Source organism: Lipingzhangella halophila (assembly GCF_014203805.1).
Taxonomy (GTDB): domain Bacteria; phylum Actinomycetota; class Actinomycetes; order Streptosporangiales; family Streptosporangiaceae; genus Lipingzhangella; species Lipingzhangella halophila.
The window spans coordinates 4398720-4412972 of sequence record NZ_JACHJT010000001.1; the positions used below are offsets into that span (position 1 = coordinate 4398720).

Sequence of the window (14253 nt, forward strand, 5' to 3'; positions counted from 1 at the left end):
CGTTCCACACCGCGGGCGGGCACCGACGGGGACCATCCCCGCGTGCGCGGGGAGCAGCGTGTCGTAGCGCCACTTGATGTCGTGTGCGCTGGACCATCCCCGCGTGCGCGGGGAGCCACGACACGCAGAACAGGGAGCACGGCCACCTGTCGGGACCATCCCCGCGTGCGCGGGGAGCAGGCCGGTCTGACCGCATGGATGGCCATCATCGAGGGACCATCCCCGCGTGCGCGGGGAGCAGGCCTGGCGGCCGGCGTGGGTGGAGTCCCTGTTGGGACCATCCCCGCGTGCGCGGGGAGCAGAGATCCAGATCCCCCACCGCGCGTATCGGAAGGGGACCATCCCCGCGTGCGCGGGGAGCAGCCACGAGCGACCTCGTTGCCGACGCCTTTGCCGGGACCATCCCCGCGTGCGCGGGGAGCAGGCCCCGCCGACCTGCAGGGGCGCCCGTAGCTCGGGACCATCCCCGCGTGCGCGGGGAGCAGCAGCGCCCTGGTGAACAGCAGCGCGGAGTCGCGGGACCATCCCCGCGTGCGCGGGGAGCAGTCCGGCAGCGGGATCACCACCTCGGTTTCTTCGGGACCATCCCCGCGTGCGCGGGGAGCAGCAGCAAGCCCTTCTGTTTCGATGTTGTCAGACGGGACCATCCCCGCGTGCGCGGGGAGCAGTCCGGGGGTGGCCATAAGTCCCCCCAGCCCATGGGACCATCCCCGCGTGCGCGGGGAGCAGGCTCTTTGAGCTGGGATTCTACTTTGACTTTTGGCTGATTTGCATCACTTCTCGGTATTCCGGCAAAGGTTGTAAATCCGGCGAAATGCCGCTCGCTGTCACCACTCGATGCCGCGTTGGCCCTTCTGGCCTGTGTCCATGGGGTGCTTGACCTTGGTCATCTCGGTGACGAGGTCGGCGGTGTCGCGGAGTCTTGGGTCCGCGTCGCGGCCGGTGATGATGACGTGCTGCTGGCCCGGGCGGTCGCGCAGGGTTTCGACGACGTCGTCGACGTCCACCCAGCCCCACTTCATCGGGTAGGTGAACTCGTCCAGCACGTACATCCGGTACGTCTGCGCTTCCAGGTCGCGCTTGATCTGCGCCCATCCCTCGGCGGCGTCGGCGGCGTGGTCCTCCTCGGTGCCGCGCCGCTGGATCCACGACCAGCCTTCGCCCATCTTGTTCCAGGTGACCTCGCCGCCCTCGCCGGACTCGCCGAGGACCCGAAGCGCCCGCTCCTCACCGATCCGCCATTTCGCGGACTTCACGAACTGGAACACGCCAATGGGCCACCCCTGCGCCCACGCCCGGGTGGCCAGGCCGAACGCCGCGGTGGACTTTCCCTTGCCCGGTCCGGTGTGCACGACCAGCAGCGGCCGGTTGCGGCGCTGGCGGGTGGTGAGCCCGTCCTCGGGCACGTAGTCCGGTTTGCCCTGAGGCATGCGTTTTTCCTCTCCCCTGTCCTGTTCTCGTTCCTCGAATCGCGCGCGGCGTGACTCAGGCGGCTCGCGTGTTGCGCACCAGCCCGCTGAGGGAGTCGGCGCCCAGTTCGTCCAGGCGCACGCTGGTTCCGCCCATCTCGGCCGCCAGACGGGCGGCCAGCCCCAGGCGCACCGGCCCGGACTCGCAGTCCACGACCACGCCCTGCACACCCTGGGAGCCGAGCCACCCCGCTGCGCGCAGCGCTTCGTCGAGCCCGCCGTGCGTGGCCTTGCCATCGGTGACCACGACCAGCAACGGCCGCCGCTGCGGGTCGCGCACGCGCTCCACGCGCAGGGCCTCCGCCGAACGCAGCAGCCCGGCCGCGAGCGGGGTGCGCCCGCCCGTGCGGAGCTCGCGCAGCCGGCGCGCGCCCGCGTCCACCGACGATGTCGGGGGCAGCGCCAGCTCGGCCCCGTGCCCGCGGAACGTGACCAGGCCGACCTTGTCGCGTCGCTGGTAGGCGTCCAGTAGCAGGCTGAGCACCGCCCCCTTGACCGCGCGCATGCGCTGCCGGGCCGCCATGGAGCCGCTGGCGTCCACGCAGAACAGCACCAGGTTGCCCTCGCGCCCCTCGCGTACTGACTCGCGCAGGTCACCGCGCCGCAGCAGCAGCCCGTTGCCACCCCTGCCCCGGGCATGCTGGTGCGGCGCCGCCGCGCGCAGGGTGGCGGTCAGGTGCAGCGTGCCGGGTCGGCGCTCGGGAACCCGGGAGCCGGAGGTACGGCCGAACGGGGTTTCGGAGCGGGACCGCCGCCCCGGAGCGCCCGCCCCGACCCCGGAGACACTGAACAGCCGCGGCCGGTAGGTGTCGCCGGGGTCGGCCGTGCTCTCACCGCCGCCTTTGCCCGCATCCTCCTGGTTGTCGGGTTGGCCCTCTGAGACCTGTGTGTTCTCGCTCTCGCCACTGCCGGATCCGGGCTCCGGGGCGCTGTTGGGTTCGCCGGCCGGCTCGCTCGCCGGCGGTTCGCCCCCCTCGGAACCATCGTCCTCGGCGCCGCCGTCGTCCGGAGCGCTGTCGTCTTGCCCACTGTCCTCGGGGCTCCCCGCTGCGTCCGGGTCGCCCTCAGGGTCTTTTGGGTCGTCATCACCCGCCTGGTCGAGCGCGTCCTGCAGACGGTCCTCGTCGAGGTCGGGGGCGTCGAACGGGTCGCGGCGGCGTCGGTGCGGTAGCGCGAGCCGCGCCGCGTCTCGGACGTCCTCGGCGGTGACCTCGACGTGGTCGCGCCACGCGGCCAGCGCCATTGCCGCCCGCGAGGCCACGATGTCCGCCCGCAGCCCGTCCACTTCGAACGCGGCGCACACGGCGGTTACCTGGCGCAACGCGGTGTCGGTGAGCACGACATCGGGCAGCCGCTTGCGTGCCGCGCGGATGTGCGCGGCGATTTCGGCTTCCTCGTCCGCGTACCCGGCGGCGAAGGTGACCGGGTCGTTCTCGAAGGCGAGCCGGCGGCGCACCACCTCGGCGCGCTCGGACGGCTCCCGGGACGCGGTGACCTCGACCGTCAGCCCGAACCGGTCGAGGAGCTGCGGGCGCAGCTCGCCCTCCTCGGGGTTCATGGTGCCGACGAGTAGGAACCGGGCGGCGTGCCGCACCGACACCCCCTCGCGCTCCACGTGCGAGGTGCCCATGGCGGCGGCGTCCAGGAGCAGGTCGACCAGGTGGTCGTGCAGCAGGTTGACCTCGTCCACGTAGAGCACTCCCCGGTGCGCCGCGGCGAGCAGTCCGGGCTCGAACGCCTTGACGCCCTCGGTGAGGGCCCGTTCGATGTCGAGCGAGCCGACCAGGCGGTCCTCGCTCGCACCGACCGGCAGCTCGACAAGGCGCGCGGGGTGCTCCCCGGCGGAGGCCGCACCGTCGTGCGGGCCGTCGGGGCAGTCGGGGTCGGGGGTGTCGGGGTCGCAGGCGAACCGGCAACCGGTCACGGTGCGCAGGTCGGGCAGCAGGGCGGCGAGGGCACGCACGACGGTCGACTTAGCGGTGCCTTTCTCGCCCCGCACCAGGACGCCGCCGACGTCCGGCGACACAGCGTTGATCAACAGGGCCAGCTTGAGGTCGTCCATGCCGACGACCGCGCTGAACGGATAGCGAGCGGATGCGCTCACGTGGGTGTTTCCTTCCTCGGGAGTCCACGCCCATAGGGGTCGGTCCTGGTGCCGCGCAGTGTCCTGGCTTCCAGATCGCCGTTCGCCCGCCGCCTTCCCACCGGTGTTGCCCGGCAGTGGCGCTGGTCGCGGGGTCGCTCCCTGGTCACAGTGGCGGGACCGTCCCGGATTCGCACCGGGTTCCTGTGTCGGCACCGCACCCCAGAATGGCACACCCTGGTCACGCGCTTCCCGCGGCCCGCCATCCCGCGCTCGGCCGGTACCAGCGGACGGTGGATACCGGCTGGAAACCGCGCCGGTGGTAGAAGTCCTTGGGCCAGTCGTCGCTGTCGGCGCGGATCAGCACCGGCCCGGCACCGTTGGTGCGGGCGTCGGCCACGGCGTGGTGCAGCAGGTGGCTGGCGATCCCCTGGCCCCGGTGGGTGGGGCGCACGAACAGGTCCTCGACCATGGCGGTCTCGCCGCTTCTTGGCCACGAGGCGAAGAAGCCGGCGGGTGTGCCGCCGTCCCACGCGATCCAGAACCGTACATCGGGTGTGGTGGCACGGAACGCGCGGAGCGTCTGCGCTGTGTCCCCCGCGGGGCGGGGCACACGTCCGGCCTTGCGGTCCTCCTCCTCGTGGTCGAGGCGGAGCAGTTCCGCGATACGGCGCCAGTCGGCTTCGGTCGCCGCGGCGCGGATCTCGCACTGCCGGCGGTCGGGCCGCGGGCAGGCGCCGGTGAGCAGCAGGGTCACCTGGGTGCTCGCCAACCCCCAACCAGCGAGGGGCAGCGCCGCCTCGGTCGCCGGGTCCATGGCGGGACCGGCGTGCGCCCGCACGCGCGGGCTGGAGATCCACTCGCACGCCGCGGACAGGGTCCGGGCGATGGCGGCGGGATCGTCGCCGGACAGTCCGTAGACGGCGTTGCTCCGGCCCACAAGTGGCGCGTCACGGTTGCGGACGCACACCGCCCCGTCGACCGTGCGTCTCTGCCCGCCGAGCGCCCAGAACTCCCGCAGAACACTGTCGAAGCCGGCCGCCCGCCACTCAGTCACGGTCACGATCCTAGCCCGGCGGGCACCGCGCTCCAGTGGCCGCGGCCGCTTACCGGCATTGGCACTCCGGGAACGGGACTGGTCCCTCTTCCCCGCTTTCGCCAACTCGGGCCCGCGCGGAAATCGGGTGGTCCGGTCCAAGGGTGGGCACCGATGATGGAGCCGGAGAACGGAGGTGCGGTGTGCGCGAGGATGCCGTGACGTTGTGGCGGCCGACCGGGCCGGAGGAGCTGGACCTGGTGCGCGCGTCGGGGTGGCGCGCGTGGCCCCCGCGCCTCCCGGAACAGCCGATCTTCTACCCGGTGCTGAACGAGGACTACGCGGTGCGGATCGCCCGGGACTGGAACGTTCCCGCGCACGGCGTGGGCTACGTGACCCGGTTCCGGGTGCGGCGCGCGTTCCTGGACTCCTTCCAGGTGCACCAGGCCGGCGGCCGGACCATCCTGGAGTACTGGATCCCGGCCGGGGACCTCGCCGAGCTGAACGCCAACATCGTGGGGCGGATCGAGGTCGTCCGCGAGTTCCGCCCGGATGGCGAGGCCGACCTGTCGGAACGGCGCGGGGCCGATCCGATGTGCTGACCGGATCCGGCCGGGCACGGGCCGGTTATGTGCCCGGACGTTCCACGAAGCCTGACGCGAGGCGGGTGCGACGCGCGCTCACCGGCGCCCGCGAACCTCGTTCGCGCCCCATACGGGCCCGCCTCGCCGCCGGGGAGTACGGCGGCAGCGGTCGCGCGGCGCTGATCGAGCGGTTCCGCGCGCCTTCGGCGGCCGAAGGTGCGTTTCCGGGAAGAGCCAGCGTCCGGCGGGGAGTTGCCATGGACATGACCAACACACAGTTCGATCCACGCGCGTTGCTCGCGCAGAGCCGGCTGGGCGTCCTGGCCACCATCAAGTCGGACGGCAGACCCCAACTCTCCCCCGTCATGCCCTTCTATGACGACGAGGCCGGGATCCTCTATGTCTCGATGACGGAGGGCCGCGCCAAGACGGCGAACCTGCGTCGCGACCCGCGCGCCGCGCTGGAGGTCACCAGTTCGGACAACTTCGCGTGGGCCACCGCCGAGGGCGCGGTGACACTCACCGGCCCGTCGGCCGACCCCCGCAGCCCCGAGGTCGACGCACTGGTGGAGTACTACCGCAAGGCCGCCGGGGAGCACCCGGACTGGGAGGAGTACCGGTCGGTCATGGTCTCCGACCGCCGGGTGCTCATGACGATGGCGGTCGACCGCGTGTACGGCGAACGGATCCGCTGACAGCCCGTTCGGCGGCGCTCCGGCTGAGACGGGAGCCCGCGGCGGCGGCAGCGCACCGGTTGCCGCCGCTGCCGGGGTCCACCGCGGTGGACCCCGGAGCCCGGCGCGTCCCGTCACTCGGCCAGGAACGTCTCCTGGAGGTGGCGCCACCGCAGCCCGTGTGGCGCGGCCGGGTCGCGCTCGAACACCGCGGTGCAGCGGCGGGAGCGCGCACCGTCGGACCCGCTGTGCAGCTCGGTGAAGGTGACCACGAGTACCGGGCCCGCGGCGGCCACGAGCCGGGTGCCGGCTGTCTGGATGCGCAGCCCTGCCGCCGAGCCGTGCGCTTCGCGCAGGCCGCCCATGACCTGGTCGCGCGTCAGCTCCACTCCCTCGGCGGTGATCAGCGTGAACTCGCGCGTGTGGGAGTCGGCGAACACCGCGAACTCCGATGCGGTGTTGGGGGCCGTGCCGGACAACCATCCCTGGAGAATCTGGTGCAGGCGCTCGACCTCCGACGCGCAGGCGGTCTCGTCCGTCTCACTCACTGCTGTCCCCCGATCGCGCGGCCATCGCCGCTCCGCCGCTGAAGTAACGCCACGATCGTAGGCGGCCCCAAACAGGCACTGGGCCCACGTCGCCGCCGCAAACGAGACCAAGATGCCCCACTCCCGCCGGCGCTCTTGCCTTCCCGGACGCGCCGGGGTGGGATGGGCGAGCAGGCCCGTTCACGGTTGGGGACGTTGATGCACGAGGAGATCGCCTTCCGGCCCGCCCGCGAGCTGGCGCGGATGCTGCGCGACCGCGAGATCTCGGCGCGCGAGGTGGTCCAGGCGCATCTGGAGCGTGTCGAGGCCGTCAACCCTGCCGTCAACGCGGTGGTCACGCTGTGCGCCGAGCGCGCGCTGGACGAGGCCGCGGCCGCCGACAAGCGGCTGGCGTCCGGTGCCGACGTCGGCCCGCTGCACGGCCTTCCGGTCGCGCACAAGGACACCCACGAGACCGAGGGCGTGCGCACCACACACGGATCTCCCCTCTTCACCGGGCATGTTCCCGACCGGGACGAGCTGGTCGTCGAGCGCATGCGCGCGGCCGGGGCGATCACGATCGGCAAGACCAACACCCCGGAGTTCGCGGCCGGCTCGCACACGTTCAACCCTGTCTTCGGCACCACGCGCAACCCCTACGACACCACCCGCTCGGCCGGCGGGAGCAGCGGTGGCGCCGCCGCGGCGCTCGCGACCGGGCTGCACGTCCTGGCCGACGGCTCCGACATGGGTGGCTCACTGCGCAACCCGGCGTCGTTCTGCAATGTGGTGGGGCTGCGCCCTTCAGCGGGCCGCGTACCGACCTACCCGGACCCGATGCCCTGGTCCACGCTGTCCGTGCAGGGCCCTATGGCGCGCGACGTGCCCGACACCGCTCTGCTGCTGTCCGTGCTCGCGGGCCCCGACCCCCGCAGTCCCGTCGCGGTCGCCGCGCCGCAGGACACCCGCGCCCCACTCGACGCCGACCTGCGCGGCCTGCGCCTGGCGTGGACTCCCGACCTGGGTGGGATGTTCGGCTGCGAGCCGGCGGTGCTCGACGTGCTCACCGCGCGCGTTCGGGACCTGACCGAGCTCGGATGCGCGGTCGAGGTTGACGCGCCCGACCTCAGCGGCGCCGAGGAGGCGTTCCGCGCGCTGCGCGCGTTGCGGTTCGCGAACGTGCTGGGCCCGCTGGTCGACCGGGCCCCGGACCGGGTGAAGGAGAGCGTCGCGTGGAACGTCGCCCAGGGACGCGCGCTCACCGCCACCGACATCGGGACGGCCGAGTCCCTGCGCGGCCGGATCTTCCAGCGGATGCGGACATTCTTCGAACGCTACGACGCGCTACTGCTGCCCGTTAGCCAGGTGGTGCCGTTCGACGCCGAACTGGAGTACCCGACCGGCATCGATGGCCAGCCGCAGCACACCTACCTGGACTGGATGCGCTCGTGCTACCTCGTCACGGTGACCGGCTCGCCCGCGTTGTCGGTGCCGGCCGGGTTCACCCCGGGCGGCCTGCCGGTAGGCCTGCAGATCGTCGGGCCGCATCTGGCCGAACGGCGGGTGCTGGAGATCGGCCACGCGTTCGAGCGGGCCACCGGGTTCGGAACGCGCCGTCCGCCGCTGTGACCCGCGTCGGTCCTGCGGCTTCTGTTGCCGGAATGACCTGGTAAGGAGCGGCCTCGGCGCGGGTCACCCGTCGCCGGCGACCATCGCGAACGCCTCACGTATCTGGGTGCCCGTGGGGACCGAGTCCGAGTCGAGGAAGTACTGCAGGAGAAGCCCGGCGCTCACCGCGTGCACGAGCGATCCCAGTTTCCGGGCCGTTTCAGCGTCCACGTCCTCCGCTGCGCCGCCGAGGATCATGGCGGCCAGCTCCGCCCTGCCGCTGAGGTACGTCGCGGCCAACGGCTCGCGGATCTCCTCGGAGAACTGGGCCTGCGCATAAGCCTGGATGCTCGCGACGTGCAGGTCGCGATCCTGCTCGGCCGCGGCGAGGAACACGTCGAGGAAGATCTGCATCCGCTGCGCCGGGGTGTCGGCGCGGGCCGCCCGAACAGCGGACTCCACAGCGTTGGCCCATTCGTCCACCGCCTCAAGTACCGCGGTGTTCATGAGGGTCTCCTTCGAGCCGAAGTGGTAGCTGATGGAGGCCAGGTTCGCCCCGGACATAGCGGCGATGTCGCGCGCCGTCGTCTGGAAGTACCCCTTCTCCGCGATGCACCGTTTGGCTCCGGCGAGCAAGTCCTCACGTTGGCTCATGGCGACAAACTACCACTCAGACACACGTGTGACTGGACAACGAATTAAACATACGTATGATTTAGCCATGTCTTCTTCCGCGCCGGAGAACCGCGCCACCGCCCGTACCTGGTGGGGACTCGCGGTACTGCTTCTGCCCGCCCTTCTCACCTCGATGGACCTGTCGGTCCTGTTCGTGGCGGGCCCCGCCATCGCCGAGGCCCTCAACCCGTCCTCGACCGCGTGGCTGTGGATCATGGATATCTACGGCTTCGTGATGGCGAGCCTGCTGATCACCATGGGAAGCCTTGGGGACCGTGTGGGCCGCAGAAGGATGCTCCTGATCGGCGCCGCCCTCTTCGGGGCCGCGTCAGTGATGGTCGCCTACGCGTCCTCGCCGGTGACGCTGATCGTGGCCCGAGCGCTCCTCGGCATCGGAGGCGCGACACTCGCCCCCTCGACCCTCTCCCTGATCCGCGGCATGTTCCAGGTCGAGGCGCAGCGCCGGACCGCGGTCGGGGCATGGACGGCCGCCTTCGCCGGTGGTGCGGTGGCCGGGCCGATTGTCGGAGGGGTACTCCTGGAGTTCTTCTGGTGGGGCTCGGTGTTCCTGATCAACGTCCCCGTCATGGTGCTCCTGCTGGTGGCGGCGCCCATACTGGTCCCGGAGGTGCGGAACCCGGCGGAGGCCCGCTTCGACCTGCTCGGCGCCGCGCTCTCCCTTCCCCTGGTCCTGAGCGCCGTTTACGGCCTGAAGCACGCCGCCGAAGAGGGACTCGACGCCGTGACCGGAGCCGCGCTCGGGATCAGCGCCGTGCTCGCCGTGGTGTTCGTCCGGTGGCAGGCACGCGCGGCGCACCCCCTCATCGACATCACCCTGTTCCGCACCCGCGCGTTCTCGGCCGCTGTCGGCGCCAACACGGTTGCCGCCCTGGCGATCTCGGGGATGGGCGTGCTCGCCTTCGTCTTCATGCAGACCGTCCATGGCCTGTCCCCACTGCACGCTGCGCTGTGGGCCCTGCCGACGTTCGTGGGAACCGCGGTCGGCGCCAGTATCGCCTCCCAGGTCGCCGAGCGCGTCGGGACAACGCCGCCGCTGGTCTGCGGGCTCGCCGCCGGAGCGGCGGGATTCGCCGTCATCGCCGCGCTCACCCCGGACACGAGTCTGGGCGTGTTCATCGCCGGCTACGTCCTGCTCGCCTTCGGCGGCGGGATGTCGTTCACCATCGCGAACTCCCTCATCCTGAGCTCCGCCCCGCCGGGACGCGCCGGAGCCGCGTCCGGGATCTCCGAGACGAGCAACGAGCTCGGCGCCGCGCTCGGCATCGCCACCCTCGGAACCGTCGCCGGGACCGTGTACGAGAACACGATGTCCTCCACCACCGATGCCGGCGCGGCTGCAGCGGAGACCGTCGCCGGAGCGGTCGCCACCGCCGGCACACTCCCGGAGAGCGCTGCCGCCTCCTTGCTGGACACCGCGTTCGCCGCCTACACGGACGGCGTCAACGCCGCCGCGCTCCTCGGTGCCGCCCTGCTCGCGGTCACCGCGCTCGCCGCCGCACTGGCCCTGCGCCGGCAGCGCACCACAGCCGCCGTCACGCAGGAGACGCCGTGAGGACGCCATCATGGGACAAGAAAAACCCTGTTGCGCCTTGCGCTACCTACGGTGCCGTAAGTTACGGTTCCGTAGACACAAGATCGCGCTCACGCCGGCGGTCGGTGGCGGCAGCGGTACTCCGCGCGTCACATGCCAACCAGTCGTACGGCCGTCCGGACCAAGGTGGGAAGATGACCGCTACACCCGAGATCGCAACCGGTCCCGCGCCGAAACGAGCGCCGGAGCCGGAAGTGGATCCTGAGCCCCGGGGGAAGTCCGAGCGCACCACGGTCTTCATTTTCGTCACCGTTCCACTGATCGCTGTCGCCGCCGCGGTGCCCTTCGCATGGGGGTGGGGGCTGACCTGGGTCGACATTGCCATCGGCGCGGTCTTCTACCTCGTCAGCGGCCTCGGCATCACAGTGGGCTTCCACCGGTGTTTCACCCACGGCTCCTTCAGGCCCAACCGGGGGCTGCGCATCGCGCTGGCCGTCGCCGGAAGCCTGGCCATCGAGGGCGGTGTGGTCTCCTGGGTCGCCGACCATCGCCGGCACCACAAGTACGCCGACGTCGAGGGCGACCCGCACTCCCCGTGGCGTTTCGGTGACGACTGGCGTTCGGTCGCCAAGGGCCTGGCCTGGGCACACTACGGCTACCTGTTCCTGACCAAGGAACGCACCTCGGCCAAACGGTTCGCCCCGGACCTCCTCCGGGACCGCGACATCGCCCTCGTCGACCGGATGTTCCTCCCACTCGTCGCGTTCTCGCTGCTGGCGCCGGCGGCCATCGGCGGCCTGGTCACGATGTCGTGGTGGGGCGCGCTGACCGCGTTCTTCTGGGCCTCGCTGGTGCGCGTGGGCCTGCTTTACCACGTCACCTGGTCGGTCAACTCCATCTGCCACACCATCGGCGAGGAGAACTTCGAGGTCCGCGACCGTTCGCGCAACGTCTGGTGGCTGGCCATCCCCTCCTTCGGGGAGTCCTGGCACAACCTGCACCACGCCGACCCCACCTGCGCGCGCCACGGCGTACTCAAGGGCCAGATCGACATCAGCGCCCGCGTCATCGCAGTGTTCGAGAAGCTGGGCTGGGCCACCAAGGTGCGCTGGCCCAACAAGGAACGACTGGCAGCCAAGCGCGTCAGCGCCTGAGTCCGGCCCAGTCCCGAATCGTGGCGGCTCACTCCCAGACCCGAGCGAGCCGCCACTCTCCGTCGACGACGTCGTGCTGCAGCTCGTAGACCCCCTGGGCCGCGCGTGCGCCCACCCGCACCCGCCAGCACTGGCGTTCGGGTGGCCGGCGCTGCGCCGCGGGTACCCACTCGGCCCGCAGGCTCACCCAGTGGTCGAGGATGCGCCGCACCACGAAGAGCCGCCCCTCCCACGTGAACCGCACCGGCCGGCCGTCCTGCTCACACACCACAACCGGCACACCGTAGCTCCGCCCCACCCGTTGACTCCCCTCACGATCAGCGCCCAGCTCGGAGCGCAATGGCTGGCCTGCGGGGAAGGACAGGCTTTCGAACGTGTATTCGAACTATACCGGACGTTGGACGCCCGCGTCCGCTGTTTCGCGCGTGGTTCGCGGACAGCGGCGCGGAGGTGGGGCTTGGGCGGAGATGAGGGGATGCCGGGACCTCGATACGCTGTGAGCCCGAGCCAGGCGGCGCCCTGCGGATGGCGAGCCGCTCCGCAGCAGCGGTGAAACGGGCCCACCGTCGAGCGCGACGGTGGCAGCAGTGGCGGCGACGCCCTGGTCCACTGCGACAACTACCGCCTCACCGGAGTCGGCACCGGGGAAAGAAAACGGATAACGGGTAGCAGCGAACCGCAAGCACAGCCGCGAGGAGTTCACGAAATGCGCGCCATCGTCATCGAACAGCAGGGCGGACCCGAGGTCATGCACCTTACCGAGGTCGCCGATCCCGAGCCGGGGCCGGGCCAGGTGAGCGTCGATCTTGAGGCCAGTGGTGTCAATTTCATCGACATCTACCAGCGCAGCGGGTCCTACCCCATGCCCACGCCGTTCACTCCGGGCCTTGAGGGCGCCGGGACCATCAGCGCGGTGGGATCCGGAGTCACCGGCCTCACCGCGGGCCAGCGGGTCGCCTGGGCGCAGCAGCCCGGCAGCTACGCGGCGCGCGCGATCGTGTCGGCCGACCGTGCCGTGCCGGTTCCCGACGGTGTGTCCGCCGAGGTGGCGGCCGCGGTGATGCTCCAGGGGCTCACAGCGCACTACCTGACCCACTCGACCTACCCGATCCAGCCGGGCGACACGGTCCTGGTGCACGCGGCGGCCGGCGGCACCGGGCTGCTCCTCACCCAGCTCGCCAAGCTGCGCGGCGCGCGGGTCATCGCCACGGTCTCCACCGAGGAGAAGGAGCTTCTCGCGCGCGGCGCCGGCGCCGACGAGGTCATCCACTACGCGGCCGGCGAGATGGAGCAGCCGCCCGACGTCGCCGCGGTCGTCCGCGAGCTCACCGGTGGCGCTGGGGTGGCCGCCGTCTACGACGGTGTTGGGGCGAGCACCTTCGACGCCAGCCTGGACAGTCTGCGCCCGCGCGGGGTACTGGCACTGTTCGGCCAGTCGAGCGGGGTGGTGCCGCCGGTTGACCCGCAACGCCTGAACAGCGCGGGGTCGGTCTACCTGACCCGGCCCAGCCTCGTGCACCACGTGGCTGAGCGCGAAGAGTACCTGGAGCGCGCCTCCGACATTCTGGGCCTGGTCGGCACCGGCAAGCTCGACGTGCGAATCGGCGCCCGCTACCCGCTCGCCGACGCCGCCCGCGCGCACGAGGACCTGGCGAGCCGCAAGACCACCGGAAAACTGCTGCTCACCTGAGCGACCGCCGGGACGTCCGGCGGCCGAAGCCCGAACCTGCCCCCGAGCCCGGTTCCCGGGCTCGGGGGCAGCGCGTGAGTGCGGATCAGCCTTCGTTGGACCCCGCGCGCTGGCTCGGCAGCGTCGACGCACCCTGGGCGGAAGCCGCGGCCTCGGCCTCCTTGCGCGCGTTCTCCACCGCTTGGGCCGCGCTCTCGGCGGCCTCGTCGGCGGCCTGGGTCGCCGCGGGCCGTCTCCTCGACTCGGCTGAGGTGAGCTGCGGTGTGCGCTCCGGTTCCGCTTCCTCTTCCTCCTCGGCCCCACTCGCTGGCTTCGCGGCGGAGGAGTCGCTGGCGAACGCCCGGGTGACGTTCTGCACGGCCTGGGTCAGCTCGCCCGGGATCACCCAGAACGTGTTGCCCTCGCCCTGCGCCAGGTGCGGCAGTGTCTCAAGGTACTTGTAGGCGAGCAGTTTCGGATCGGCGTTGTTCTCGTGCACCGCGTTGAAGACGCGCTCGACCGCCTTGGCCTCGCCGTCCGCCCGCAGGATCGCGGACTGCTGGGCACCCTGCGCCTCCAGGATCGCCTGCTGGCGGGCGCCCTCGGCGGTGAGGATCCGGGACTGCCGCTCGCCCTCGGCGTTCAGGATCACCGCGCGCTTGTCGCGTTCGGCCCGCATCTGCTTCTCCATCGCCTCCTTGATGGAGGGCGGTGGGTCGATCGCCTTGAGCTCCACCCGGTTCACCCGGATGCCCCACTTGCCGGTGGCCTCGTCGAGCACACCGCGCAGTGTGGAGTTGATCTGCTCGCGCGAGGTGAGGGTGCGTTCCAGGTCCATGCCGCCGATCACGTTACGCAGCGTCGTGACCGTGAGCTGGTCGATCGCGGAGAGGTAGTTGGCGACCTCGTAGGCGGCCTTCCTCGGGTCGGTGATCTGGTAGTAGAGGACGGTGTCGATGTTGACGACCAGGTTGTCCTCCGTGATCACCGGTTGCGGACGTGACGAGAACACCTGCTCGCGCAGGTCGTACTTGGTGTTGACGCGGTCCACCACCGGGATGATGAAGTTCAGGCCCGGATTCAGTGTGCGCAGGTACCGGCCGAACCTCTCGATGTTGTAGGCCCGGGCCTGGGGCACGATCCGCACTGTGGAGACGACCGCGAGCACGACAAGAGCGACCAGGGCGATGAAAAAGATATCGAGCCCTGTCATATTCTCCGA

13 protein-coding genes, 1 CRISPR repeat array and 1 riboswitch (1 of these 15 cut by a window edge) are annotated in these 14253 nt (G+C 71.2%); of the genes, 6 read left to right on the forward strand and 7 right to left on the reverse strand.

The window, feature by feature from the left end:
- Positions 1-729: direct repeats of the CRISPR family, unit length 29 nt; unit sequence GGGACCATCCCCGCGTGCGCGGGGAGCAG; it begins 636 nt to the left of the window's first position.
- 98 nt (positions 730-827) lie between these two features.
- The 3 genes from cobO to F4561_RS20225 form a co-directional block, all read right to left on the reverse strand.
- Positions 828-1430, reverse strand: a complete 603-nt coding sequence (gene cobO, locus F4561_RS20215) for a cob(I)yrinic acid a,c-diamide adenosyltransferase (RefSeq protein WP_184580940.1) — start codon at positions 1428-1430, stop codon at positions 828-830.
- Between the two features lie 55 nt (positions 1431-1485).
- The gene (locus tag F4561_RS20220; protein WP_184580941.1) at positions 1486-3573 is read right to left on the reverse strand and encodes a putative cobaltochelatase; all 2088 of its coding nucleotides are present in this window, start codon (positions 3571-3573) and stop codon (positions 1486-1488) included.
- Between the two features lie 56 nt (positions 3574-3629).
- Positions 3630-3759, reverse strand: a riboswitch (cobalamin riboswitch).
- 34 nt (positions 3760-3793) lie between these two features.
- Positions 3794-4609: a GNAT family N-acetyltransferase gene (locus F4561_RS20225; protein WP_184580942.1), complete on the reverse strand. Its 816-nt coding sequence runs from the start codon at positions 4607-4609 to the stop codon at positions 3794-3796.
- Between the two features lie 182 nt (positions 4610-4791).
- Here F4561_RS20225 and F4561_RS20230 point away from each other — a divergent pair, with 182 nt between their 5' ends.
- Both F4561_RS20230 and F4561_RS20235 read left to right on the forward strand, forming a co-directional pair.
- Positions 4792-5190, forward strand: a complete 399-nt coding sequence (locus tag F4561_RS20230) for an ADP-ribosylation/crystallin J1 (protein ID WP_184580943.1) — start codon at positions 4792-4794, stop codon at positions 5188-5190.
- A gap of 245 nt (positions 5191-5435) precedes the next feature.
- A complete protein-coding gene (locus F4561_RS20235; RefSeq protein WP_184580944.1) occupies positions 5436-5867 on the forward strand; it encodes a PPOX class F420-dependent oxidoreductase in 432 nt (143 codons plus the stop codon).
- A gap of 113 nt (positions 5868-5980) precedes the next feature.
- Here F4561_RS20235 and F4561_RS20240 read toward each other — a convergent pair whose 3' ends face one another.
- Complete coding sequence (locus F4561_RS20240; RefSeq protein ID WP_184580945.1) at positions 5981-6394, reverse strand: DUF4440 domain-containing protein; 414 nt, start codon at positions 6392-6394, stop codon at positions 5981-5983.
- Between the two features lie 162 nt (positions 6395-6556).
- Between F4561_RS20240 and F4561_RS20245 the strand changes: the two genes are divergently transcribed.
- Entirely contained in the window at positions 6557-8002 is a 1446-nt protein-coding gene (locus F4561_RS20245; protein ID WP_221445562.1) for an amidase, read from the forward strand.
- Between the two features lie 63 nt (positions 8003-8065).
- Here F4561_RS20245 and F4561_RS20250 read toward each other — a convergent pair whose 3' ends face one another.
- Positions 8066-8635: a TetR/AcrR family transcriptional regulator gene (locus F4561_RS20250; RefSeq protein ID WP_184580946.1), complete on the reverse strand. Its 570-nt coding sequence runs from the start codon at positions 8633-8635 to the stop codon at positions 8066-8068.
- Positions 8636-8702: 67 nt separating this feature from the next.
- Between F4561_RS20250 and F4561_RS20255 the strand changes: the two genes are divergently transcribed.
- Together F4561_RS20255 and F4561_RS20260 are read left to right on the forward strand one after the other, a co-directional pair.
- Entirely contained in the window at positions 8703-10229 is a 1527-nt protein-coding gene (locus F4561_RS20255; RefSeq protein WP_184580947.1) for an MFS transporter, read from the forward strand.
- Positions 10230-10402: 173 nt separating this feature from the next.
- Positions 10403-11362 carry an acyl-CoA desaturase gene (locus F4561_RS20260; protein ID WP_184580948.1) on the forward strand — a complete coding sequence of 320 codons (960 nt, stop codon included), beginning with the start codon at positions 10403-10405 and terminating at the stop codon, positions 11360-11362.
- A 28-nt stretch (positions 11363-11390) separates the two neighbouring features.
- On the opposite strand, the gene F4561_RS20265 is transcribed toward F4561_RS20260, so the two are convergent.
- The gene (locus F4561_RS20265) at positions 11391-11660 is read right to left on the reverse strand and encodes a DUF6504 family protein (protein WP_184580949.1); all 270 of its coding nucleotides are present in this window, start codon (positions 11658-11660) and stop codon (positions 11391-11393) included.
- A gap of 408 nt (positions 11661-12068) precedes the next feature.
- Between F4561_RS20265 and F4561_RS20270 the strand changes: the two genes are divergently transcribed.
- Positions 12069-13052 (forward strand): quinone oxidoreductase family protein, encoded by a 984-nt coding sequence (locus F4561_RS20270; protein ID WP_184580950.1) that lies wholly within the window; start codon positions 12069-12071, stop codon positions 13050-13052.
- 85 nt (positions 13053-13137) lie between these two features.
- Here the strand turns inward: F4561_RS20270 and F4561_RS20275 are convergent, their stop codons facing one another.
- On the reverse strand, positions 13138-14244 hold the full coding sequence (locus tag F4561_RS20275) for an SPFH domain-containing protein (protein ID WP_184580951.1): 1107 nt from the start codon (positions 14242-14244) through the stop codon (positions 13138-13140).
- Between the last annotated feature and the right edge of the window lie 9 nt (positions 14245-14253).

Coding starts and splice junctions, on each gene's coding strand:
- cobO (WP_184580940.1), bottom strand. CDS start 1,430: ATGCCTCAGGGCAAACCGGACTACGTGCCCGAGGACGGGCTCACCACC.
- F4561_RS20235 (WP_184580944.1), top strand. CDS start 5,436: ATGACCAACACACAGTTCGATCCACGCGCGTTGCTCGCGCAGAGCCGG.
- F4561_RS20245 (WP_221445562.1), top strand. CDS start 6,557: ATGGGCGAGCAGGCCCGTTCACGGTTGGGGACGTTGATGCACGAGGAG.
- F4561_RS20250 (WP_184580946.1), bottom strand. CDS start 8,635: ATGAGCCAACGTGAGGACTTGCTCGCCGGAGCCAAACGGTGCATCGCG.
- F4561_RS20255 (WP_184580947.1), top strand. CDS start 8,703: ATGTCTTCTTCCGCGCCGGAGAACCGCGCCACCGCCCGTACCTGGTGG.
- F4561_RS20260 (WP_184580948.1), top strand. CDS start 10,403: ATGACCGCTACACCCGAGATCGCAACCGGTCCCGCGCCGAAACGAGCG.
- F4561_RS20270 (WP_184580950.1), top strand. CDS start 12,069: ATGCGCGCCATCGTCATCGAACAGCAGGGCGGACCCGAGGTCATGCAC.
- F4561_RS20275 (WP_184580951.1), bottom strand. CDS start 14,244: ATGACAGGGCTCGATATCTTTTTCATCGCCCTGGTCGCTCTTGTCGTG.